The sequence below is a fragment of the Paenibacillus sinopodophylli genome (assembly GCF_005930355.1).
Taxonomy (GTDB): domain Bacteria; phylum Bacillota; class Bacilli; order Paenibacillales; family Paenibacillaceae; genus Pristimantibacillus; species Pristimantibacillus sinopodophylli.
In genome coordinates this window covers 42993-61775 of record NZ_VDBO01000010.1, presented here as the reverse complement: position 1 = coordinate 61775, position 18783 = coordinate 42993, and the positions used below count along the sequence as shown (strand labels likewise).

General features: G+C 48.0%; 17 protein-coding genes and 1 tRNA gene. 17 read left to right on the top strand and 1 reads right to left on the bottom strand.

The features are described from left to right. The first annotated feature begins 270 nt into the window (after positions 1–270). The 13 genes from FGT79_RS24090 (at position 271) to FGT79_RS24030 (ending at position 14716) form a co-directional block, all read left to right on the top strand. Positions 271–1530 (top strand): methyl-accepting chemotaxis protein, encoded by a 1260-nt coding sequence (locus FGT79_RS24090; protein ID WP_138755406.1) that lies wholly within the window; start codon positions 271–273, stop codon positions 1528–1530. Positions 1531–1630: 100 nt separating this feature from the next. Beyond that, the gene (locus tag FGT79_RS24085) at positions 1631–2632 is read left to right on the top strand and encodes a PstS family phosphate ABC transporter substrate-binding protein (protein WP_138755405.1); all 1002 of its coding nucleotides are present in this window, start codon (positions 1631–1633) and stop codon (positions 2630–2632) included. 190 nt (positions 2633–2822) lie between these two features. Further along, positions 2823–3686 carry a phosphate ABC transporter permease subunit PstC gene (gene pstC, locus FGT79_RS24080; RefSeq protein WP_425465045.1) on the top strand — a complete coding sequence of 288 codons (864 nt, stop codon included), beginning with the start codon at positions 2823–2825 and terminating at the stop codon, positions 3684–3686. Position 3687: 1 nt separating this feature from the next. Beyond that, a complete protein-coding gene (gene pstA / locus FGT79_RS24075; RefSeq protein ID WP_138755403.1) occupies positions 3688–4563 on the top strand; it encodes a phosphate ABC transporter permease PstA in 876 nt (291 codons plus the stop codon). A 42-nt stretch (positions 4564–4605) separates the two neighbouring features. Continuing rightward, positions 4606–5361, top strand: a complete 756-nt coding sequence (gene pstB, locus FGT79_RS24070) for a phosphate ABC transporter ATP-binding protein PstB (RefSeq protein WP_138755402.1) — start codon at positions 4606–4608, stop codon at positions 5359–5361. Between the two features lie 51 nt (positions 5362–5412). After that, the gene (gene phoU, locus FGT79_RS24065) at positions 5413–6072 is read left to right on the top strand and encodes a phosphate signaling complex protein PhoU (RefSeq protein ID WP_138755401.1); all 660 of its coding nucleotides are present in this window, start codon (positions 5413–5415) and stop codon (positions 6070–6072) included. A 191-nt stretch (positions 6073–6263) separates the two neighbouring features. Beyond that, positions 6264–7802 (top strand): GGDEF domain-containing protein, encoded by a 1539-nt coding sequence (locus FGT79_RS24060; RefSeq protein ID WP_138755400.1) that lies wholly within the window; start codon positions 6264–6266, stop codon positions 7800–7802. Continuing rightward, entirely contained in the window at positions 7799–9019 is a 1221-nt protein-coding gene (locus FGT79_RS24055; RefSeq protein ID WP_138755399.1) for an EAL domain-containing protein, read from the top strand. Before FGT79_RS24060 ends, FGT79_RS24055 begins: the two co-directional genes overlap by 4 nt. A gap of 101 nt (positions 9020–9120) precedes the next feature. Then, entirely contained in the window at positions 9121–11799 is a 2679-nt protein-coding gene (gene polA / locus FGT79_RS24050; protein WP_138755398.1) for a DNA polymerase I, read from the top strand. Positions 11800–11848: 49 nt separating this feature from the next. Further along, entirely contained in the window at positions 11849–12703 is an 855-nt protein-coding gene (gene mutM / locus FGT79_RS24045) for a DNA-formamidopyrimidine glycosylase (protein ID WP_138755397.1), read from the top strand. A gap of 130 nt (positions 12704–12833) precedes the next feature. Beyond that, positions 12834–13541, top strand: a complete 708-nt coding sequence (locus tag FGT79_RS24040; protein ID WP_138755396.1) for an MntP/YtaF family protein — start codon at positions 12834–12836, stop codon at positions 13539–13541. Between the two features lie 15 nt (positions 13542–13556). Further along, on the top strand, positions 13557–14153 hold the full coding sequence (gene coaE, locus FGT79_RS24035; RefSeq protein WP_138755395.1) for a dephospho-CoA kinase: 597 nt from the start codon (positions 13557–13559) through the stop codon (positions 14151–14153). Continuing rightward, positions 14150–14716: a lytic transglycosylase domain-containing protein gene (locus FGT79_RS24030; RefSeq protein WP_138755394.1), complete on the top strand. Its 567-nt coding sequence runs from the start codon at positions 14150–14152 to the stop codon at positions 14714–14716. Before coaE ends, FGT79_RS24030 begins: the two co-directional genes overlap by 4 nt. A gap of 110 nt (positions 14717–14826) precedes the next feature. On the opposite strand, the gene FGT79_RS24025 is transcribed toward FGT79_RS24030, so the two are convergent. After that, positions 14827–15045 (bottom strand): alpha/beta-type small acid-soluble spore protein, encoded by a 219-nt coding sequence (locus FGT79_RS24025; protein ID WP_053377233.1) that lies wholly within the window; start codon positions 15043–15045, stop codon positions 14827–14829. Between the two features lie 141 nt (positions 15046–15186). On the opposite strand from FGT79_RS24025, the gene nrdR reads away from it, so the two are divergent. The 4 genes from nrdR (at position 15187) to FGT79_RS24005 (ending at position 18601) form a co-directional block, all read left to right on the top strand. Then, the gene (gene nrdR, locus FGT79_RS24020) at positions 15187–15669 is read left to right on the top strand and encodes a transcriptional regulator NrdR (RefSeq protein WP_138755393.1); all 483 of its coding nucleotides are present in this window, start codon (positions 15187–15189) and stop codon (positions 15667–15669) included. 108 nt (positions 15670–15777) lie between these two features. Then, positions 15778–15850 (top strand) — tRNA-Ala (locus tag FGT79_RS24015). 230 nt (positions 15851–16080) lie between these two features. Beyond that, the gene (locus FGT79_RS24010; RefSeq protein WP_171056415.1) at positions 16081–16977 is read left to right on the top strand and encodes a helix-turn-helix domain-containing protein; all 897 of its coding nucleotides are present in this window, start codon (positions 16081–16083) and stop codon (positions 16975–16977) included. Positions 16978–17074: 97 nt separating this feature from the next. Beyond that, positions 17075–18601: an apolipoprotein N-acyltransferase gene (locus FGT79_RS24005; RefSeq protein ID WP_138755391.1), complete on the top strand. Its 1527-nt coding sequence runs from the start codon at positions 17075–17077 to the stop codon at positions 18599–18601. Positions 18602–18783: the final 182 nt, after the last annotated feature.

The window sequence follows — 18783 nt, the reverse complement described above, 5'->3', positions numbered from 1 at the left end:
TTCTGCTTAGGTACGCACAGTCTTTTTTTTGTTTTATCTAATGAAGGAACAATGTAAGGCAGAGAACGATGGGATGCGTCCTCAGCTATACTCGTTGCTGAAGGTGATAGTTAATTTGGCATAGGCATATCCCGTAATCGTTAGTGGGGTTTACTGGATTTAAATAAAAAATTGTCGAATTTAACATTCCGAAAACAATTCTACTTATTACTGTTGATGCTTCCGACCTATAGTGGGTTCAGAAGGAAATAGAAGGAAGGGTGATGGCGAGTGACAGCTACTGTTCTGGAAAAAGAAAACCGCTCGGTAAATGAGAAAGGCGAGAATATGGATCCGAACGCACCACTTAACGGACAAAATAGTCTGCAGTCGGAGGCCGGGCAAGCCGAGCAAGTAGAGGAGAAGAGCGACCTGCCAACGGAAGTTGAGCCATTCGAGGCTCCAAAGACGGCAATTTCGCAGAAGGTGGAGCTGAAGCATTTTTTGCGACAAGCTCCGACTATAGGCGTTGAGCGAACTTGCCGGGAAACCATCTCGGTGTTCAAAAAGCATCCAGAAAGCGAATGTATCATTGTGACGAACGAGCAAGGGGCTCCGATCGGATTAATGATGCGAAACCATTTTTTCTTAAAGCTGGGTCACCGTTTCAGCGCTGATCTGTACGACGACAAACCGATTACAAAGCTGATGGATGCTTCTCCTCTTGTTGTTGACCATGAGGATGAGCCGCAGCAGTTGATTGACAGTGCATTAAGCCGCCATGACAGGGTGCTCTACGATTGCGTTATTGTTACAGCAAGCAACAGGCTCGCAGGTGTATTAACGGTCTCCGATATGCTGAAGCTCTCTAGAATGCTTCAGCAGGAAGCAGTAGATGTTCAAAAGAATACGATTCGCTCTGCCGAGAAGCGTGTGAAGGAAATCGAAGAAGCGGTCAGCAGTGTACGTGTATCAACTTCGCAAGGCGAGTCATTGTCTGTGGAAATGGTGGAGTTGACGCTTACAGGCAAGAATGAGTTGGATAAGGTTACGAAAGCTTTCGGAGCAATAGCGGACCATTCCCTGCAGCAGGAGAAACGGATGAACAACTTGCAGTTGGAAGCTGGCTCGATCAGCAAAGTATCTTCTCAAATCAAGGAGCTTGCGGATCAAAGCAACTTGCTCGCCCTTAATGCTTCTATAGAAGCTGCACGCGCAGGACAGCATGGACTTGGCTTCGCGGTGGTCGCTGGTGAAGTTATGAAGCTGGCAACCCAAACCAAACAGTTCGCGAATGAGATTACGAAGCTGACGGGAACAGTTGTGGACGCTATTGGTCAGACGACAGCACAGGCACATGCTGGACGCGAAGAGACACTTGCCAGCGAAGCGCATGTGAGCGAGGCGGTAGAAGCCTTTAATCGCCTATTCCGAGCTGCTGCGAATAACCGCAAAAGCAGTGAACAAATCGGTTTGTTGTCGGAACAAGCACTTCAGCAAGCGGTACATGTCGCCGGAGAAATGGAAAAACTGCAGCAATCGTATTTTTAACATGGAGTTTACAAAAACAGAATACGAGGTTTACAAACGGCTAGTAGTATAAGAGGCACAGGGGATGACCCTAAGAGACAAAATAAGAGGAGTGGTAGAGTTGTTTAAGAAAAAGGGATTTAAGGGGATCTTGATGTTGTCAATGGTGGTGTTGCTCGCATTTGCGTCTGCATGCGGCAATAATACAAACAGTGCTAATACAGGTTCAGAAAATACAGGTTCTTCGAATAATACAGCAACAAACGCACCTGCGGATGACGCAGTCAAACTGTCAGGCGAAATTAAAATCGATGGTTCCAGCACCGTGTTCCCACTTACGGAAGCAGCAGCTGAAGAGTTCAACAAAGAGCATAAAGATGTACGCGTTCCTGTAGGTGTATCCGGTACAGGCGGCGGTTTCAAACAGTTCTGCGCTGGTGAAATCGCAATTGCAGATGCTTCCCGTACAATCAAGGATGAAGAAGCAACAGCATGTAAAGATGCAGGCATCGAGTACACAGAGCTTTCTGTAGCATTTGACGGCTTGTCCGTAGTCGTAAGCAAAGATAATGACTTTATCGACCACTTGACGGTTGAAGAGCTTAACAAGATTTTCGTAACGGGCAGCACAGTTGCAACTTGGAAAGACGTTCGTGATTCTTTCCCGGCTGAGCCAATCGTAATGTTCTCACCAGGTGCTGATTCCGGTACTTATGACTACTTTAACGAAGCAATTCTTGAAAAAGCAGGTATCCGCAATGATAAAGCAATCAGCTTCTCTGAAGATGACAACGCGCTTGTTCAAGGTGTAGCAGGCAGCAAATACGGCATTGGCTACTTCGGTTTCGCTTACTTCGAAGAAAACCAAGACAAATTGAAAGTTGTTCCAGTTGACGGCGGAAGCGGCGCAATCGCACCAACATACGATACCATTAAAGACGGAAGCTACGCTCCATTGTCCCGTCCACTCTTCATCTATGTAAACAAGAAAGAGCTTGAGCGTCCAGAAGTGAAAGCATTCGCGGACTACTACATCAACAACATTGGACAATTTGCAGGCGAAGTTGGTTATGTTTCCCTTCCAGACGAGCAATATGCAGCAGAAGCAGCAAAACTTCAATAAGAGCAAGCAGGCTGGGTGAAATAAATGTGGTGTCTTGAGGGACATCACATTTTTCTCGGCACATATGTAAACGAATTGTAAAGGCAAGAAGGAGGACGCCGCAATGCCAAGGCAAGGGCTGCAAACGGTCAATAACAAACAAACACTCAGCAAAGAAAACTACAATTTCAAAAATAATCGCGTTAGCATCATGAACAAAGTGATGCCGATCCTATTGTTCCTATGTGCATCTGTATCCGTTCTAACTACGATAGGCATCGTCGTCACACTCATCTCAGAAACCTATCAGTTTTTTCAGAAAATACCGATCTTTGATTTCTTGTTTGGTACCAAATGGTCACCGTTAATCCCGCCCAAAAGCTTCGGCGTCCTTCCACTTTTATCAGGCACGCTAATGATTACGCTTATTGCCTGTTTAGTCGCCATTCCGCTTGGTCTTGCTAGTGCTATTTATTTGTCTGAATATGCACCAAAGCGGGTTCGCAAGATTATTAAACCGATTCTAGAGGTGCTCGCAGGCGTACCGACAATTGTTTATGGTTATTTCGCGCTCAGTTTGGTAACGCCGCTTATTCAAAGCATCTTCAACAGCGCAGGCGTGTTCAATGCGCTAAGCGCAGGCATCGTGGTCGGCATCATGATTATTCCGATGGTTTGCTCGCTGAGCGAGGATGCAATGTCCGCTGTTCCTCGTACTTTGCGTGACGGGGCGTATGCCCTTGGTGCTACAAGATTTGAAGTTGCTCTGAAAATCGTCGTGCCAGCTGCTTTCTCCGGCATCGTCGCTTCTGCGGTACTTGCATTCTCAAGGGCAATCGGCGAGACGATGATCGTTACTGTCGCGGCTGGTTCAACACCTAACATGACCTTAAATCCGCTCGAGAGCATCCAGACCATGACCGCATATATCGTTCAGGTCAGCCTTGGGGATACGCCACATGGAACGATAGAGTATGGATCGATCTTCGCAGTCGGCATGACGCTGTTCGTCATTACGTTCCTACTCAATATTCTTGCCCAGTATATTGCAAGAAAATTCAGGGAGGAGTACTAAGATGAACATATTTCAAGATGCGAATCGGAAGCAAATTGCGAATCGCCGCAAAACAGACTGGATGCTTCATATCTTATTCGTCATAGCAACCTCTATCGGCGTACTTGCCTTGTGCGCGCTAATTATTGATATTCTTATCGACGGTATTTCAAGATTACAGCCTGATTTGTTCACTAACTTTCCTTCTCGGAAAGCGGATGGATCCGGCATGAAGTCGGCTCTTGTCGGTACGATCTATATGCTTCTAATTATGGCGCCTATATCATTCATCTTCGGCGTAGGCGCGGCCATCTATCTCGAGGAATACGCGAAGAAGGGCCGTATTACCCGCTTGATTCAGCTGAATATTAGTACGCTTGCTGGCGTTCCGTCTATTGTATACGGAATTCTTGGCTTAACCCTGTTCGTTAGACTTCTCTCACTTGACCGCAGTCTCATTGCTGGCGCGCTCACGATGACGCTGCTCGTGCTTCCTATTATTATCGTATCGGCACAGGAAGCGATCCGTGCTGTTCCTAAGTCACGCCGCGATGCTTCATTCGCGCTTGGTGCTACCAAATGGCAGACCGTGTCCCGCTCAGTAATGCCATCTGCGCTTCCTGGTGTTCTGACCGGCGTTATTCTCGCGATGTCGCGGGCAATTGGAGAAACTGCACCGCTCGTTATGATCGGAGCCCTTACTTACGTTGCCTTTCTGCCAGACGGCCTCAAGGATTCATTTACTGTTATTCCGATTCAAGTGTACAACTGGCTATCGAAGCCTCAGCTTGAGTTCAAGGAGCTTGCAGCCAGCGGTATTATCGTATTGCTTGCGCTGCTTCTGCTAATGAACTTCTCTGCGATTCTGCTTCGCAACAAATACCAGAAAAACGTGTAAGGCAATGCCGGCATGAGCACACCATTCTAGGAGGAAAACGACATGGAAGCACTTATTAACATTAACAAGCTGAATTTATTTTACGGCGCGTTCCACGCTCTGAAGGATGTATCCCTAACGATACCCGAGAAAGCGATCACGGCTTTCATCGGACCGTCCGGCTGCGGCAAATCGACGCTGCTTCGTACACTTAATCGTATGAATGACATGATTCCAGGTACTCGTATCGAGGGCGGAATCGCGATTGGCGGTACTGAGATTTATTCGAATGAGGTAGATGTCGAAACCCTTCGCAAAAAAGTAGGTATGGTGTTCCAACAGCCTAATCCATTCCCGAAATCGATCTATGACAACGTCGCTTATGGACCGCGCCTGCATGGCATTACGAGCAAGCGCGAGCTTGATGAAATCGTAGAAACAAGCTTGAAGTCAGCTGTGCTATGGGAAGAAGTGAAGGACCATTTGAAACGTTCGGCCTTCGGTCTGTCCGGTGGTCAACAGCAGCGTTTGTGCATTGCACGCGCTCTTGCCGTTAATCCGAATATTTTGCTAATGGATGAAGCAACCTCAGCACTTGATCCAATCTCCACACTCAAGATCGAAGAGCTTGCACAAGAGCTGAAGGATAAATATACAATCGTGATGGTAACTCACAACATGCATCAGGCAGCCCGCGTATCGAACCAAACCGTGTTCTTCCTTAATGGAGAAGTAATCGAATATTCGGATACAGAGAAGCTGTTCTCGAATCCGACGGATCAACGCACGGAAGATTATATCAGCGGTCGCTTCGGCTAAGCCGGGGTTAGCCATAAATACAACTTATCATGTAGGAGGAATGCTGTTGTGATGACCACACGCAAAGAGTTTGACCAGGGACTGGAGCATCTTCATAACCTGTTGATCGACATGGGTACATTCGTGGAAAAAGCGCTTGTAGAATCAATGGAGTCGTTGAAAACGGTTGATGTTTCCCGTGCCCAGCAGGTCATTGCGAAGGATCCTTCCTTGAATCAGATGGAAGAGAAAATTACGGAGATTGGCTCGAAGCTTATTGCAACGCAGCAGCCGGTAGCCAAGGATTTGCGCCGTATACTGTCTGCATTTAAGATTGCAAGCGACTTGGAGCGGATGGGTGACCTATCTGTCGATATCGCCAAAGTCGTTCTGCGTCTGGAAGGCCAAGAGTTAATTAAGCCATTGATCGATTTGCCGCGGATGGCGGAGATTGTTCAGCTTATGACGTATGAATCTATTCAATCCTTTATTCAGGAAAATGTAGACTTGGCTTACAAAATGGCAAAGGACGATGATCAAGTAGACGCTCTTTATGGTCAAATTACTCGCGAGCTCTATTCGCTAATGATGGAAAATCCTCGCAACATTACCCAATCGTCCCTGCTGAGCTTCGTTGGCCGTTATTTGGAGCGGTTCGGCGATCATGCAACGAACATTGGAGAGAGCGTTGTTTATCTCGTAACGGGTAATCGACCAGATTTGAACGTGTAGAGTGAAAATAATTACCAAGAGACCGCCCGAGTGAAAACTTCGGCGGTTTTTTCTATGCTCGGGTCGATTGGACTAATTAAATGTCGAATTTTACCGAAATTTAACGATTCTATGCATCTCTATTCACAATCGGCTGGTAAAATATGAGTCAAAGGTATTGAAATAGACGAAATTCGATTGAGGGGATTGGCATGAATGGAGTCGGGGTTGGCTTATTCAATCGAGATCTGCTTAGCAGCATTAAGGAACGCTGGCACGAAGGCGGCATAGGCATTATCTATGTTCGCTTCAGATTAGGAAATGCTGCATCGGAGAATGCCTTGCAGCTATGGGAAAGCGAAGAGAAACGATTATTTTGGCGTCAACGGCTGGAATGGGATTACTTCTTCCTGTTCGATCGTCAGCAGAAGGATGAACCGATAAACAAAGTGATGGAGAAGGCGCTTGAACGTCTATACAGCAAGCTCCGCAAAGCCGCAGCAACAGGGAAAGAGCAGGGAGAGGATTCTGAGGTAGAGGTGAGCATTGGTATGTCTACCGCTTATCCGCCTGCAATCGGGCGATCCACAGAATCGGTCGTTTATCGGATGCTTCTTGATGCGATGGAACAAAGTGCATACAACGTGACGCTTGGCAGAGAACGCAAGGAAGCCGGAGCGCTTGAAACACCAGGTCGACCTGTCAGCTATGGATTATCTGCCACAGCGAGCGAGTCGGTGACGCTTCACGATGCAGCAGGAAACCATGGCAAATCCGTGAGAATTGGTACACTTGCGGTTCCGTTTCCGATCTTTCCAGCCAGAGCAAGAGTATCCGAGGTAGCGTACCTGTTCGATACGAACGCGAAGGCACAAGGTGCAGTGATTGTAGACCAGGGAAGGCCGATAGGCATTCTTATGAAAGAGAAGCTTCATCAGATGTTGGCTGGACAATTCGGACTGCCGCTGTACTGGAATCGTCCAGTGGAGCGAATTATGAACAATCAGCCGCTTATTGTGGATGAGCAGTTGACAGTCGAGCATGTATCGCAGCTTGCCATGGCACGTGATTTCTCGCAGCTGTACGATGTTGTCCTTATTACGAAGGATGGTCAAATGGCGGGAGCAGCTTCCATTCGTTCCATTCTGGAGTGCATGACTACGCTCCGAACAGAGGCTGCGCGTACTGCAAACCCGCTTACGGGACTGCCTGGCAACGAAGAGATTCAGCTTGAGCTGCGCCGAAGGCTCGACGATGAGGAACCGTTCGCCGTTATCTATGCCGACCTTGATTATTTCAAGTGGTACAACGATTGCTTCGGCTTCGGGATGGGTGATAGTCTGATTCGATATTTGGGTGATCTATTGCGCTGGGAGCTTGATCAGCTTGGTGGACAAGGCGATTTTATCGGTCATATTGGCGGTGACGATTTCATTGCGGTTACGAAATCTTCGATCGCCGAGCGATTGTGCGAGGCGCTTATTAATCGGTTCGATAATGGCATCAAAGCGTTCTATGGCGGCATCGAGGTGACGAGCGTGGAGGATCGGCATGGCAACCTCGTTGAACAGGAGGGCGTTACGCTGTCGCTTTCGCTCATGATGTGGGATGGCAAGGTGCCGCTCTTGACGGAGGATATTCCAAGGCTGGCGGCCAAGCTGAAGAAGCAAGCAAAGGCACTGAAGGGCAGTGTCTGTGTCATGGACCAAATTTCAGGAATGCATCATGGAGAGGAACGGAATCGAAATTGAGACAACTACGGGACATTTGGCGGCTTAATGGAGCGGATAACGATAGCGCTGGCCATCTTGGAATTATTTATTTGTCATGGCAGCTTCCGTCTGTCTATCAAGCCAGCAGCGGTTCCTCGTTGCAGGAGCAGTGGCGTGAATTCGCGGAGCTTGAGGTCGAGGGGACCTTTAGCAGTTCATTGCTATATGAGGGAATGCAGTGGGTGAAGGACGATTTATTCATCCATATGCGCTTGCCGGCTGGAGAAGCTCAAACGTTGGAAGGCTGGCTGCTGGAGCTCGCCTATAAGCATACGAAAAATTGGGAGCGTCGATTTGTTGAGCAGCTTGGCAGCATGCAGTCATATCAATCGGAAGTCCAGCTTCATGTTGGAGTAGGTGTCGCCTCTAATGATCATCATACAGCCGACGGCTTGATCTGGTATGAAGTGATGAAAAAAGCGATCTTGCATGGACAAGTGGCGGATGCGATGGAGCGCAGCTTGAGACGGAGAGCGATCGATGACCTTATTCATGATCGGACGATCTATTCGGTGTATCAGCCAATCGTTTCTTTGCAGCAGCAAGGCAAGGTTTTCGGTTATGAATCGTTGACTAGAACAGAGGACCGTACTTGGTTCTCGAATCCAATGGAATTGTTTCTATTCGCGGAGAAAGAGGGATTAACTTACTCACTTGACCGGCTGGCTAGGGAGAAAGCGATTGACGGCTGTATTCCGCTAGCTTCGAATCAGAAGCTATTCATTAATGTGATGGCTCAGATCATGGAGGACCCCAGCTTCTCGCCAGGGCAGACGCTCAGCCTGCTGGAGCAGCATAAGCTGTCACCGCATCATGTTGTATTCGAAATTACGGAGCGGAGCGCCATTGCAGATTTTGGCACCGTTAAAAAAGCGCTGGAGCATTACCGGAGTCAGGGCTATCAAATCGCAATTGACGACGTTGGCGCAGGCTATTCATCCCTGCAATCCATCGTCGAGCTGCGTCCCGATTATTTGAAGGTGGATCGTTCTATTATTCAGAATATCCATTTGGATGAGATGAAGGAGCATATTCTGAGCACCTTGATTCAGCTGGCTGCCAAAATGGATATTTCGGTCATTGCGGAGGGTATTGAGCTTGCGGAAGAGCTGGAGAAGGTACGCGGAATGGGCGCCCATTATGCGCAAGGATATTTGCTTGGCAGGCCTGCGCCGTTCGTTTCGAATAAACAATAATCGTTTAGAAGGGGCTCTTCTGAGGCAGCGATGCTTGGGAATAGCCCTTTTTGTGGTATAATGGGAGGTATGAATGCTACATAAAGAAGGTGTGATCCCTTATGGAAAAATGGATGCTTATTGATGGGAACAGTATCATATACCGCGCTTTTTTCGCGCTTCCGCCGCTGACGAATTCGTCCGGCAACCATACGAATGCCATATTTGGCTTTACGACGATGCTGCTTAAACTGTTGGAGCAAGAAAAACCAACACATGTGCTGGTAGCTTTCGATGCAGGCAAAGTAACGTTTCGTCATGAAGGCTATGCCGAATACAAAGGCGGAAGACAGAAGACGCCACCTGAGTTATCTGAGCAATTCCCTGTACTCAAGGAGCTGCTGCATGCGTTCAATATATCGCAGTACGAGCTTGCAGGATATGAGGCGGATGACATTATCGGGACGCTGACGAAGGCTGCGGATGACAAAGGCGTGGCGACATTCGTCGTAACCGGAGACAAGGATATGCTGCAGCTCGCTTCCGATAAGGTGACGATTGCTGTTACTCGCAAAGGTGTTAGCGAGGTTGATCTATATACGCCTGAAGCGATTCAAGAGAAATACGGACTTGTGCCCATGCAGATCATTGATCTGAAAGGCCTTATGGGCGATGTATCCGACAACATTCCAGGCGTACCCGGTGTCGGGGAGAAGACCGCTCTGAAGCTGCTTCACGAGCATGGCACTGTGGAGAATGTACTTGCTAGCTTGGACAAGCTCAAGGGGAAACTGAAGGAAAACATTGAGACGCATAAGGACGACGCAACGATGAGCAAGAAGCTCGCGACCATATTCCGCGAGGTGCCATTCGAGAAAAGTATGGATGAGCTTAGCTATGCGGGCTATGACGGACCTAAGCTTGCGGAAGCATTCCGCAAGCTTGAATTCAAATCATTGATTGAGCGGCTGCAGCTTGGAGCAGAAGCCGGAGACATGGAAGAGGAAGCGCAGGCTGCTGCAGCTGATTTGACGATTCATGTCATCGAATCGGATGAACAGGCAGACTTGCTGGATAGACTGGTTGAGCTTCTCGGGCAAACGGACAAAAATGGTTTATACATAGAAGCAATCGGGGAGAATCCGCATCATGCTGAGCTGATTGGTCTCGCGATTGCTACGGAGGAATCCGTGTACGCGATGCCCTATTCGGTGCTTAAACAGCCCTTCGCTGCGAAGCTGCGCGATTGGCTGGAGCAAGCGGACAAGCCGAAATACGGCTTCGATTTGCATAAGGTAGAGCTTGCGCTCAAGTGGAGCGGGATCAGCTTCGAGGGCTCGGCATTCGATGTGCAGCTAGCTGCCTATCTGCTTGATCCAACCGAAGCGAGCCAGACGCTGAGCGGTATTAATGAGAAGCAAGGTCTATCCCTGTTGCCGCCGGATGAAGCTGTATATGGGAAAGGCGCGAAATTCAAAGTGCCGGATGCAGATACGCTCTATCGTCATTTGTCGCTGAAGGCGGAAGCGGTTCGGAAGCTGGTGCCGCTGCTAACTGATGAGCTTAGTCGCACAGGAATGAGCAAGCTTTATTTCGACATGGAGCATCCGCTGTCCCGCATTCTTGCCGGTATGGAGTTTCAAGGCATCACAGTAAAGTCTGAGGAGCTGGAAGAGCTGGGCCGCAGCTTGGAAGGACAACTAGCTACGATCATTAGCAGCGTATACAGGCTGGCTGGCACTGAATTCAATATCGGGTCGCCTAAGCAGCTTGGTGAAATTTTGTTCGAGAAGCTGGGACTGCCTGCTAAGAAAAAGACGAAAACAGGCTATTCAACCGACGCCGAGGTGCTTGAAGAGCTAGCGCCTTATCATGAGATTATTCCGCTTATTCTGCATTACCGCCAGCTCTCTAAGCTGCAGTCCACGTATGTGGAAGGACTGTTGAAAGAAGTACGCAAGGAAACGGGCAAAATCCACACCTATTACCGCCAGACGATTGCAGCTACGGGCCGCCTGAGCAGCCAGTTCCCGAATCTCCAGAACATTCCGATCCGCCTAGAGGAAGGCCGTCAGATTCGGAAAGCGTTCGTACCATCTGAGCCCGGCTGGTTCATCGTCGCAGCCGACTATTCACAGATTGAGCTGCGAGTGCTCGCTCATATCGCGGATGATGAGAATATGAAGGAAGCCTTCATACAGGACATGGATATTCATACGAAGACGGCGATGGATGTGTTCGGCGTTACAGCCGAGGAAGTAGATTCCAACATGCGCCGCTCAGCGAAGGCGGTCAACTTCGGTATCGTATATGGCATCAGCGATTTCGGCTTGTCACAGAACTTAGGCATTACGCGGAACGAAGCAGGCAAGTTTATTGCGGACTATAAGGAAGTGTTCAAAGGCGTTCGCCAGTATATGCATGATATTGTGCAGCAAGCTAAGCGAGATGGGTATGTGGCGACGCTGCTTGAGCGCAGGCGTTATCTGAATGACATAAACGCTTCAAATTTCAATTTGCGTTCCTTTGCAGAGCGGACGGCAATGAATACACCGATTCAAGGTACAGCGGCAGATATTATTAAGCTGGCGATGGTGCATATGGACGCGACGCTGCGCGAGCGCAAGCTGAAAAGCCGCATGCTGCTGCAAGTGCACGATGAGCTCGTATTTGAGGTGCCGCAGGCTGAGCTTGAGCTGATGAAGACGCTAGTGCCTGAAGTGATGGCAGGAGCGCTCACGCTTGACGTTCCGCTCAAGGCTGATATGAGCTTCGGTGACAATTGGTATGAAGCAAAGTAACCCGCTGGCGGGCTGTTTCGGGTATAATGGTTGTTGAGGTGAAGAGAAAATGCCTGAATTGCCAGAGGTAGAAACGGTAAGAAGAACATTGATAGAACTTGTTGCGGGAAAACGAATACAGTCCGTAACCGTGAGACTCCCGCGTATTATACAGCGCCCTGCCGAGCCAGAGCAGTTCGCAGATGCACTCATTGGCCATACGATTCAAACGGTTGAGCGTCGCGGCAAGTTTTTGCGAATTGTGCTGGATGGCCTCGTGCTCGTATCCCATCTGCGAATGGAGGGACGTTACGGCGTATTCCGAGCGGAAGAGCCGATTGAGCTGCATACGCATGTCATATTCCATTTCGAGGATGGTACTGATCTGCGTTACAAGGATGTGCGGCAGTTCGGCACGATGCATCTATTCGAAGCTGGACAGGAGCTTTTGCAGCCGCCGCTTAACAAGCTTGGCATAGAGCCTCTCGAGCCATCGTTTACGGCGGATGCGCTCCGAAGCAAGCTGGAGAAGCGGGCAACGAAAATCAAACCGCTGCTGCTCAATCAAGAGCATATTGTTGGGCTTGGCAATATTTATGTGGATGAAGCTTTGTTCCAAGCTCGTATCCACCCAGAACGCACGCCCGGAACATTGAAGCCGGCAGAGTGGAAACGTCTTTACGAGGCGATAAAGTCTACGCTGGCAAAAGCAGTTGAAGCCGGCGGTTCATCAATCAAATCTTATGTGAACGGTCAAGGCGAGATGGGAATGTTCCAGCATCAACTGCTTGTTTATGGGAAGAAGGACGAACCATGTCCGGCTTGCTCAAGACCGATTCATAAATTTGTTGTCGGTGGCAGAGGGACTCATATTTGCAGCAAATGCCAGCCATTGGCTGCGGTCTTACAGAGCAAGGAGCAGTAGCTTTTCGCCCGCGACATGCACAGACAAATACTCCCCGCATATGATAGATGTGTTACGAACAATAGGCGGATGACTACTCACGGGATGGTTAGTGAGCCGGTTGTCTGCCGTGCGGGGAGGGACTTTACGATTGTTCGCGCATGTTGCTTCGCTGTTGGTGCTAGCTTTTGCCGTTAGTTTGGATGGATTTGGTGTTGGCGTTACGTACGGCTTGCGGAGAATTCGCATCCCTATGCTGTCGGTACTTATTATCGCTTGCTGCTCCGGTTTGATTATCTATTTGTCGATGCAGGTGGGCGGCTGGCTGACGGGTTTTCTGTCCGAATTCACAGCTCGCCTCATCGGTGCTTGTGTGCTTATTCTAATCGGAGGCTGGGCGCTGCTGCAGCTTAGAAAGGGAAAGCACGCTGATGAGTCAGTAGATACTTCGGAACTTGCGAGCGCAGCTGCGGCTGAAGGACTAGTTAAACCGCATGCAGGAGAAATTGCGAGCGCAGCTCTTGTCGTCATGGTTGAACTGAAGCGGCTTGGCCTTGTCATTCAGATTCTTAGAACGCCGCAAGCAGCAGATGTCGACAAGTCGGGGACGATCTCAGCTTCTGAAGCCGTCATGCTTGGTGTTGCATTGTCGCTCGATGCTTTTGGTGCTGGTCTCGGTGCAGCGCTGATCGGGCTGCCGTCTGTGCTGACAGCTTTGACGATAGCGGCAGCGAGCGCGATTTTTCTAATTGGCGGGATGCGCTTCGGCTTTCGATTCTCGGCTTGGAGAGGTATGCAAACATTATCTATGCTGCCTGGCATATTATTAATCATGATGGGAATTATGAAGCTGTTATAATTTGAGGTGAAATGAATGAGAATCGGATTAACCGGCGGTATTGCCAGCGGTAAAAGCACTATCGCCAATATGTTGGTGGAACGCGGTGCGCTGCTGGTCGATGCCGATCAAGTCGCAAGAGAAATTGTTCTTCCAGGTAGACCGGCTTTAGAGGCAATCGCCTCTACGTTCGGACAAGCTGTCTTAGAACAAGACGGCACATTGAATAGAAAGGCTCTCGGCGCTATCGTATTTCAGGATAAAAGCCTGCTTGCCAAGCTAGAAGCCATTACGCATCCGGCTATTCGTGCAAGCATGCAAGCAACCATACATAGCTACGCAGAGCAGTTTCCTAACCGGCTGATCATTGCTGATGTGCCGCTGCTGTACGAAACGAAGCAAGAGCAGCTCTATGACGGGATAATGGTCGTATACGTGCCTGTAGAGGTTCAGAAGACTCGTTTAATGAAAAGAAACGATGTTTCGGAGGAAGAAGCTAACCGGCGGGTATTGCTCCAAATGGATATTGAACAGAAGCGTGAGCGTGCAGACTTCGTCATTGATAACAGCGGATCGTTGGAGGAAACGAAACGCCAGCTGGATGCATTCTGGGAAAGCCAGTGCTTGCCATGAAAGTACTTTTGAAAAAACGAGTGCTGCTCCTGCTTTTGCTCGGGTTGATCACCATTCTGTTTCTCAAATCGGACTGGCTTGGCGCCATTATGTATCCTGTGAAATACAAAGCTGACATACGGGCAAGCGCTTCTAATTATGGTGTTGAACCGCATCTGGTTGCTGCTATCATACGCAGTGAAACCAATTATCAGACAGGCAAGGATTCAAGGAAAGGTGCACTGGGCTTAATGCAAATTATGCCGGATACCGCAGATTGGGTCGTGCAAAAGGCAGGCTTCAAAAATGTCACAGAGGATACGCTAAGGCATCGAGCAGACGTTAGCATTGAGATTGGTTCCTGGTATTTGAACTCGCTCAGCGAGCAATTTGGCCAGAATCAGATTGCTGCCATTGCAGCCTACAATGCAGGTCCAGGAAACGTTAGAAAATGGCTGGATACAGGTGTGTGGGATGGAACGATCGAGACGGTCAACGAAATTCCTTTTGGTGAGACGAGGCACTATGTACAGCGGGTTATTTATTACTATAATAAATACAAGGATTTATATCCGAGCTTCTGATCCAAACGAGCAATTGCTACTTCGAAAATACAATGAAGCCTTGGAGGCCTGTCTCTTCATGGACAGGCCCGGCCAAAGCTTCTGTTATTCATACAACATTTAATGAATCATTATTTGTATTGACCAGCAAGGGATTGCTCGGCAATTTGCACTAGGCGACGGGTAATATATCCTCCGATCGAGCCTGCGTCTTTTGTAGCCATGTTGCCGTAGTATCCGTCTTGCGGAATTGCGATGCCTAGCTCTTGAGCAACTTCATATTTCATTTGATCAAGGGCAGCTGTCGCTTGTGGCACTACCAATTGGTTACTGCTGCGGGATGCGCTCATGTATGTTCACCTCCTTGCGGTTGGTAAAAGTATTATGTGCAGAAATCGAAACTTCATTACAGGAATTACATGGAAATTAATTTATTGTGCGAATAGCCTCTATTCTAGGCACATGCAATCAAGAAAGGAGATAATACCTTTATGAAATGTCCATACTGCGACTACGCTGGAACGAAAGTATTAGACTCCAGACCAGCGAACGAAAACAAATCAATCCGTCGTCGCCGTGAGTGCGAGAAGTGCAGCCGCCGCTTTACGACTTTCGAAATGATTGAAGAAACGCCTCTAATCGTGATTAAGAAAGATGGCAGTCGCGAGGAGTTCAGCCGTGACAAAATATTGCGCGGGCTCATCCGTGCCTGTGAGAAGCGTCCTGTACCGGTTGAACGTCTTGAGGTAATCGTATCGGAGGTTGAGAAGGAGCTGCGGACAACGGCACATGCGGAAGTCGACAGCAGCGATATCGGCGCGATCGTTATGAATGAGCTTTATCCGGTTGACGAGGTAGCCTATGTCCGCTTCGCATCCGTATACCGTCAATTCAAAGACATCGATATGTTTATGAAAGAGCTTAACAATTTGCTGTCCAAACATCCGCTCAATAGCATTGTGGATAATGATTGACAGTTCCTAGCATCGTATGCTAAGATCAACCTTGTCGTTATTTTGGTCTTAGCTAGGTTAGGATTGAGCAGTCTAACGGAATACCATACCGGCGTTAAGATTGATTACGGGGGCTTAGCTCAGCTGGGAGAGCGCTTGCATGGCATGCAAGAGGTCAGCGGTTCGATCCCGCTAGTCTCCATACAAAAAAAGACGTCACCACATCATGTGGTGGCGTTTTTTGATTTCCCACTCAGTCGCACAATCTAAGTAGTTCAAATCCACACGGTAGCTTTATCTTTTTAAGTGCCGTAGCAGTTGTGAAATATGCAGCCCGGTGAAGGGTAAAGACGACTCACTCATGCAGATGGGAAACTGACGAAGGAAAGCTGTGTGCGGGAAACCCGCATGCACGATTTGAGGGGGATAGTGATGGATTATCTGCAGGCGATTCAGCGTTTTGTTGATTCAGTGGAAGACCAAATCGAGGAACAAGTCGACATTGATCGGCTGATTGGATTGACCTACATCTCGAAGTTCCATTTTTATCGTCTCTTTAAAGCAGTGGTCGGTATAACCGTATACGATTACATACGCAAGAGGAAGTTGATTTGGGCTGCTGCTGAATTGAGAAAAGTTCGCAGCAGTATTTTGGATATTGCGGTTAAGTACGGTTTTGGCTCACAGGAGGTTTTTAGCCGCAATTTTAAAAAAATGTATCAGATTCCTCCCGCAAAATATCGTTCAAAGTATGCAGGCAAGGATTACCGGTTGGATGAACTGTCATCGAGAATCGATATTGCATCGATCTGGTTGGATATTAAAGCAAAACATGGTCATGTGGTCGTAACAGACCATCGTGAAAAGATTGAGAATTTACAGCTCGTCGGCATTGAACGACTGTCGTGCGACGAGAATGTGAGAACAATCTTTCCGTTTATCGAATCGTTCATTCAGCAAACTGAAGGAATTCCTAACCGGAAATCGGATACCATATTCCGTCTATGCTACGATATTACTTACATCGGTGAAACAGCTTATTTTAAGGAAATGGTTGCGGTCGAAGTGAAGGAGTTGGGGAGTATCCAGGCAGGAATGAAGCAAATCGAATTAAACGGGCTGAACATGATGAAGTTTGTACATCGGGGCAAGTTGTTTCAAACGACCAAGGACAACATTCTCTCAACCTATCATTTTTTATACCAATACCGTATTCCTGCTTCAAATGCAAAACTGACAGGTGAGCTTCTGCTTGAGAAGTATTTGCCCACATTTCAATCTCCTTACTCAGACGATGTGGAAGTGGAAATTTACCTTTCGGTTCAGTAGCCCTTTCGATATATGCTGTAAATGAGAGCAATAAACGTCAAACGTGACCTGTGATTCTTTGCTAGGATAAGGGCAAGAATGAAAGGAAGTGAATGATGTGCGGTTTAATTCGAATGTCTGGTTAATAGCTGCTGTCTGTTTATTGTATTTGGTGCCAATTACTTCGAATCTATATGTATTGTCGGCTTGGCTAGCGCCAGCTATACTGCTGATCTATATGTATAGAGAGAGAGTAAAACATTCAGTCCCGATCGCGCTTGCGTGCGTCAGTGTCGTAATGATCATTTCCAATCGCAGTGTCATTCCTGGCGGTCTCGTAGTTGATTCAATCACTGTGTTGATTTCTACCGTTATGTTGATTGTGTTGCTGCTGTTGAATAAATGGGTGGTCACCCGAACCAGACATGCTGCGTCTTTGTTGTTTTTTCCGATGTTGATGACATCATTTGAGTATTTTACAAGCTATGGGAACGCGTTCGGGACATTCAATTCTACCGCATACAGTCAATTGGCGATAAGACCCCTTGCGATGTTGGCATCTGTGTCTGGTATATGGGGGATTGTATTTATCCAGTATTTGTTCGCCTCGCTGCTGGCATATACGCTTCAATCTGGATGTCGTGAGGGTGTTCGACAACACAAACGGCTATTGATCAGTACAATAACGGTATTATTACTATTTGCCGGAGGAGGCGTTGTGCTGGAATCGGGGCAGAATCAGCCAGAAACGATCAAGGTGTCAGGTGTTACACCGGATCGGATCATATGGGATGACACCATACAACAATTATTCGACCAATGGGAAAAGAAAGGATTTTATGATCAACTATCGGGACAGCCTGAATTAGTCGAACAGATAAACCGGATAAATGAAGGCTTGTTCCTCCGTACTGAGCAGGAGCTCGAACGTGGAAGCACCTTGATCAGTTGGTCGGAGGGAGCTTCGCTTGTATTGGAACAAGAGGAAGAGGCATTTCTGCGACGTTTGCAGTCACTCTCGGCAGAGCACGGAGCGGTTTTGGTTGCAGGATATGTGAGAATAAATGCGCCGGAAGGAGCTAAGATGGATAACCAAGTGGTTATTATTGATGCAGATGGCAAGATAAAAGCGGAATACTCCAAATTTTCTTTAGTGCCAGGGGAGGAGCGCTACTTCCATAAAGGAGAAGAGGCAGTGCCAGTTGTCGAGACAGCTATTGGTAAAATTGCGGCAGCGATCTGCTTCGATGCAGATTTCCCACACCGCATTCGCGAAGCCGGATTACAAAATCCTGATGTTTTCATTATTCCATCCAGCGACTGGGAGTCGATTACACCTTATCACACGGAAATTAGCGCTTTTAGAGCGATTGAAAATCAGATGCCGATTCTGCGCGTCACACATGCCGGAATGAGTGCGGTATATGATGCGAAGGGCCGGGAGGTCTCAGAAATGAACGATTTGAATAGCGATCACGGCATTGTCTTCACCGCGGAGCTTCCTCTATCAGATCAGAAACATACCGTATACAAGTTCATCGGAGATCTATTGCCTTTACTATGCGGAGCTGCAGCGCTACTGATTCTTACTATTACCGTAGCAGTAACAATCATCAGCAAAGTGCGTAAATCACGAACAACATAGATATGTTTGGGTAGCGATACTGAGTTTAACGAGAGAATAATGCGAGCGGTACAACACATTCAGTCATTGGTCAGACAGACTAACATCATGATAGCGGATCATATTTGAGTTCGATCCCGCTAGTCTCCACCATGCTTACCTTCAGAACGGCAGATATGCCGTTTTTTGTTTTAATAATCTTG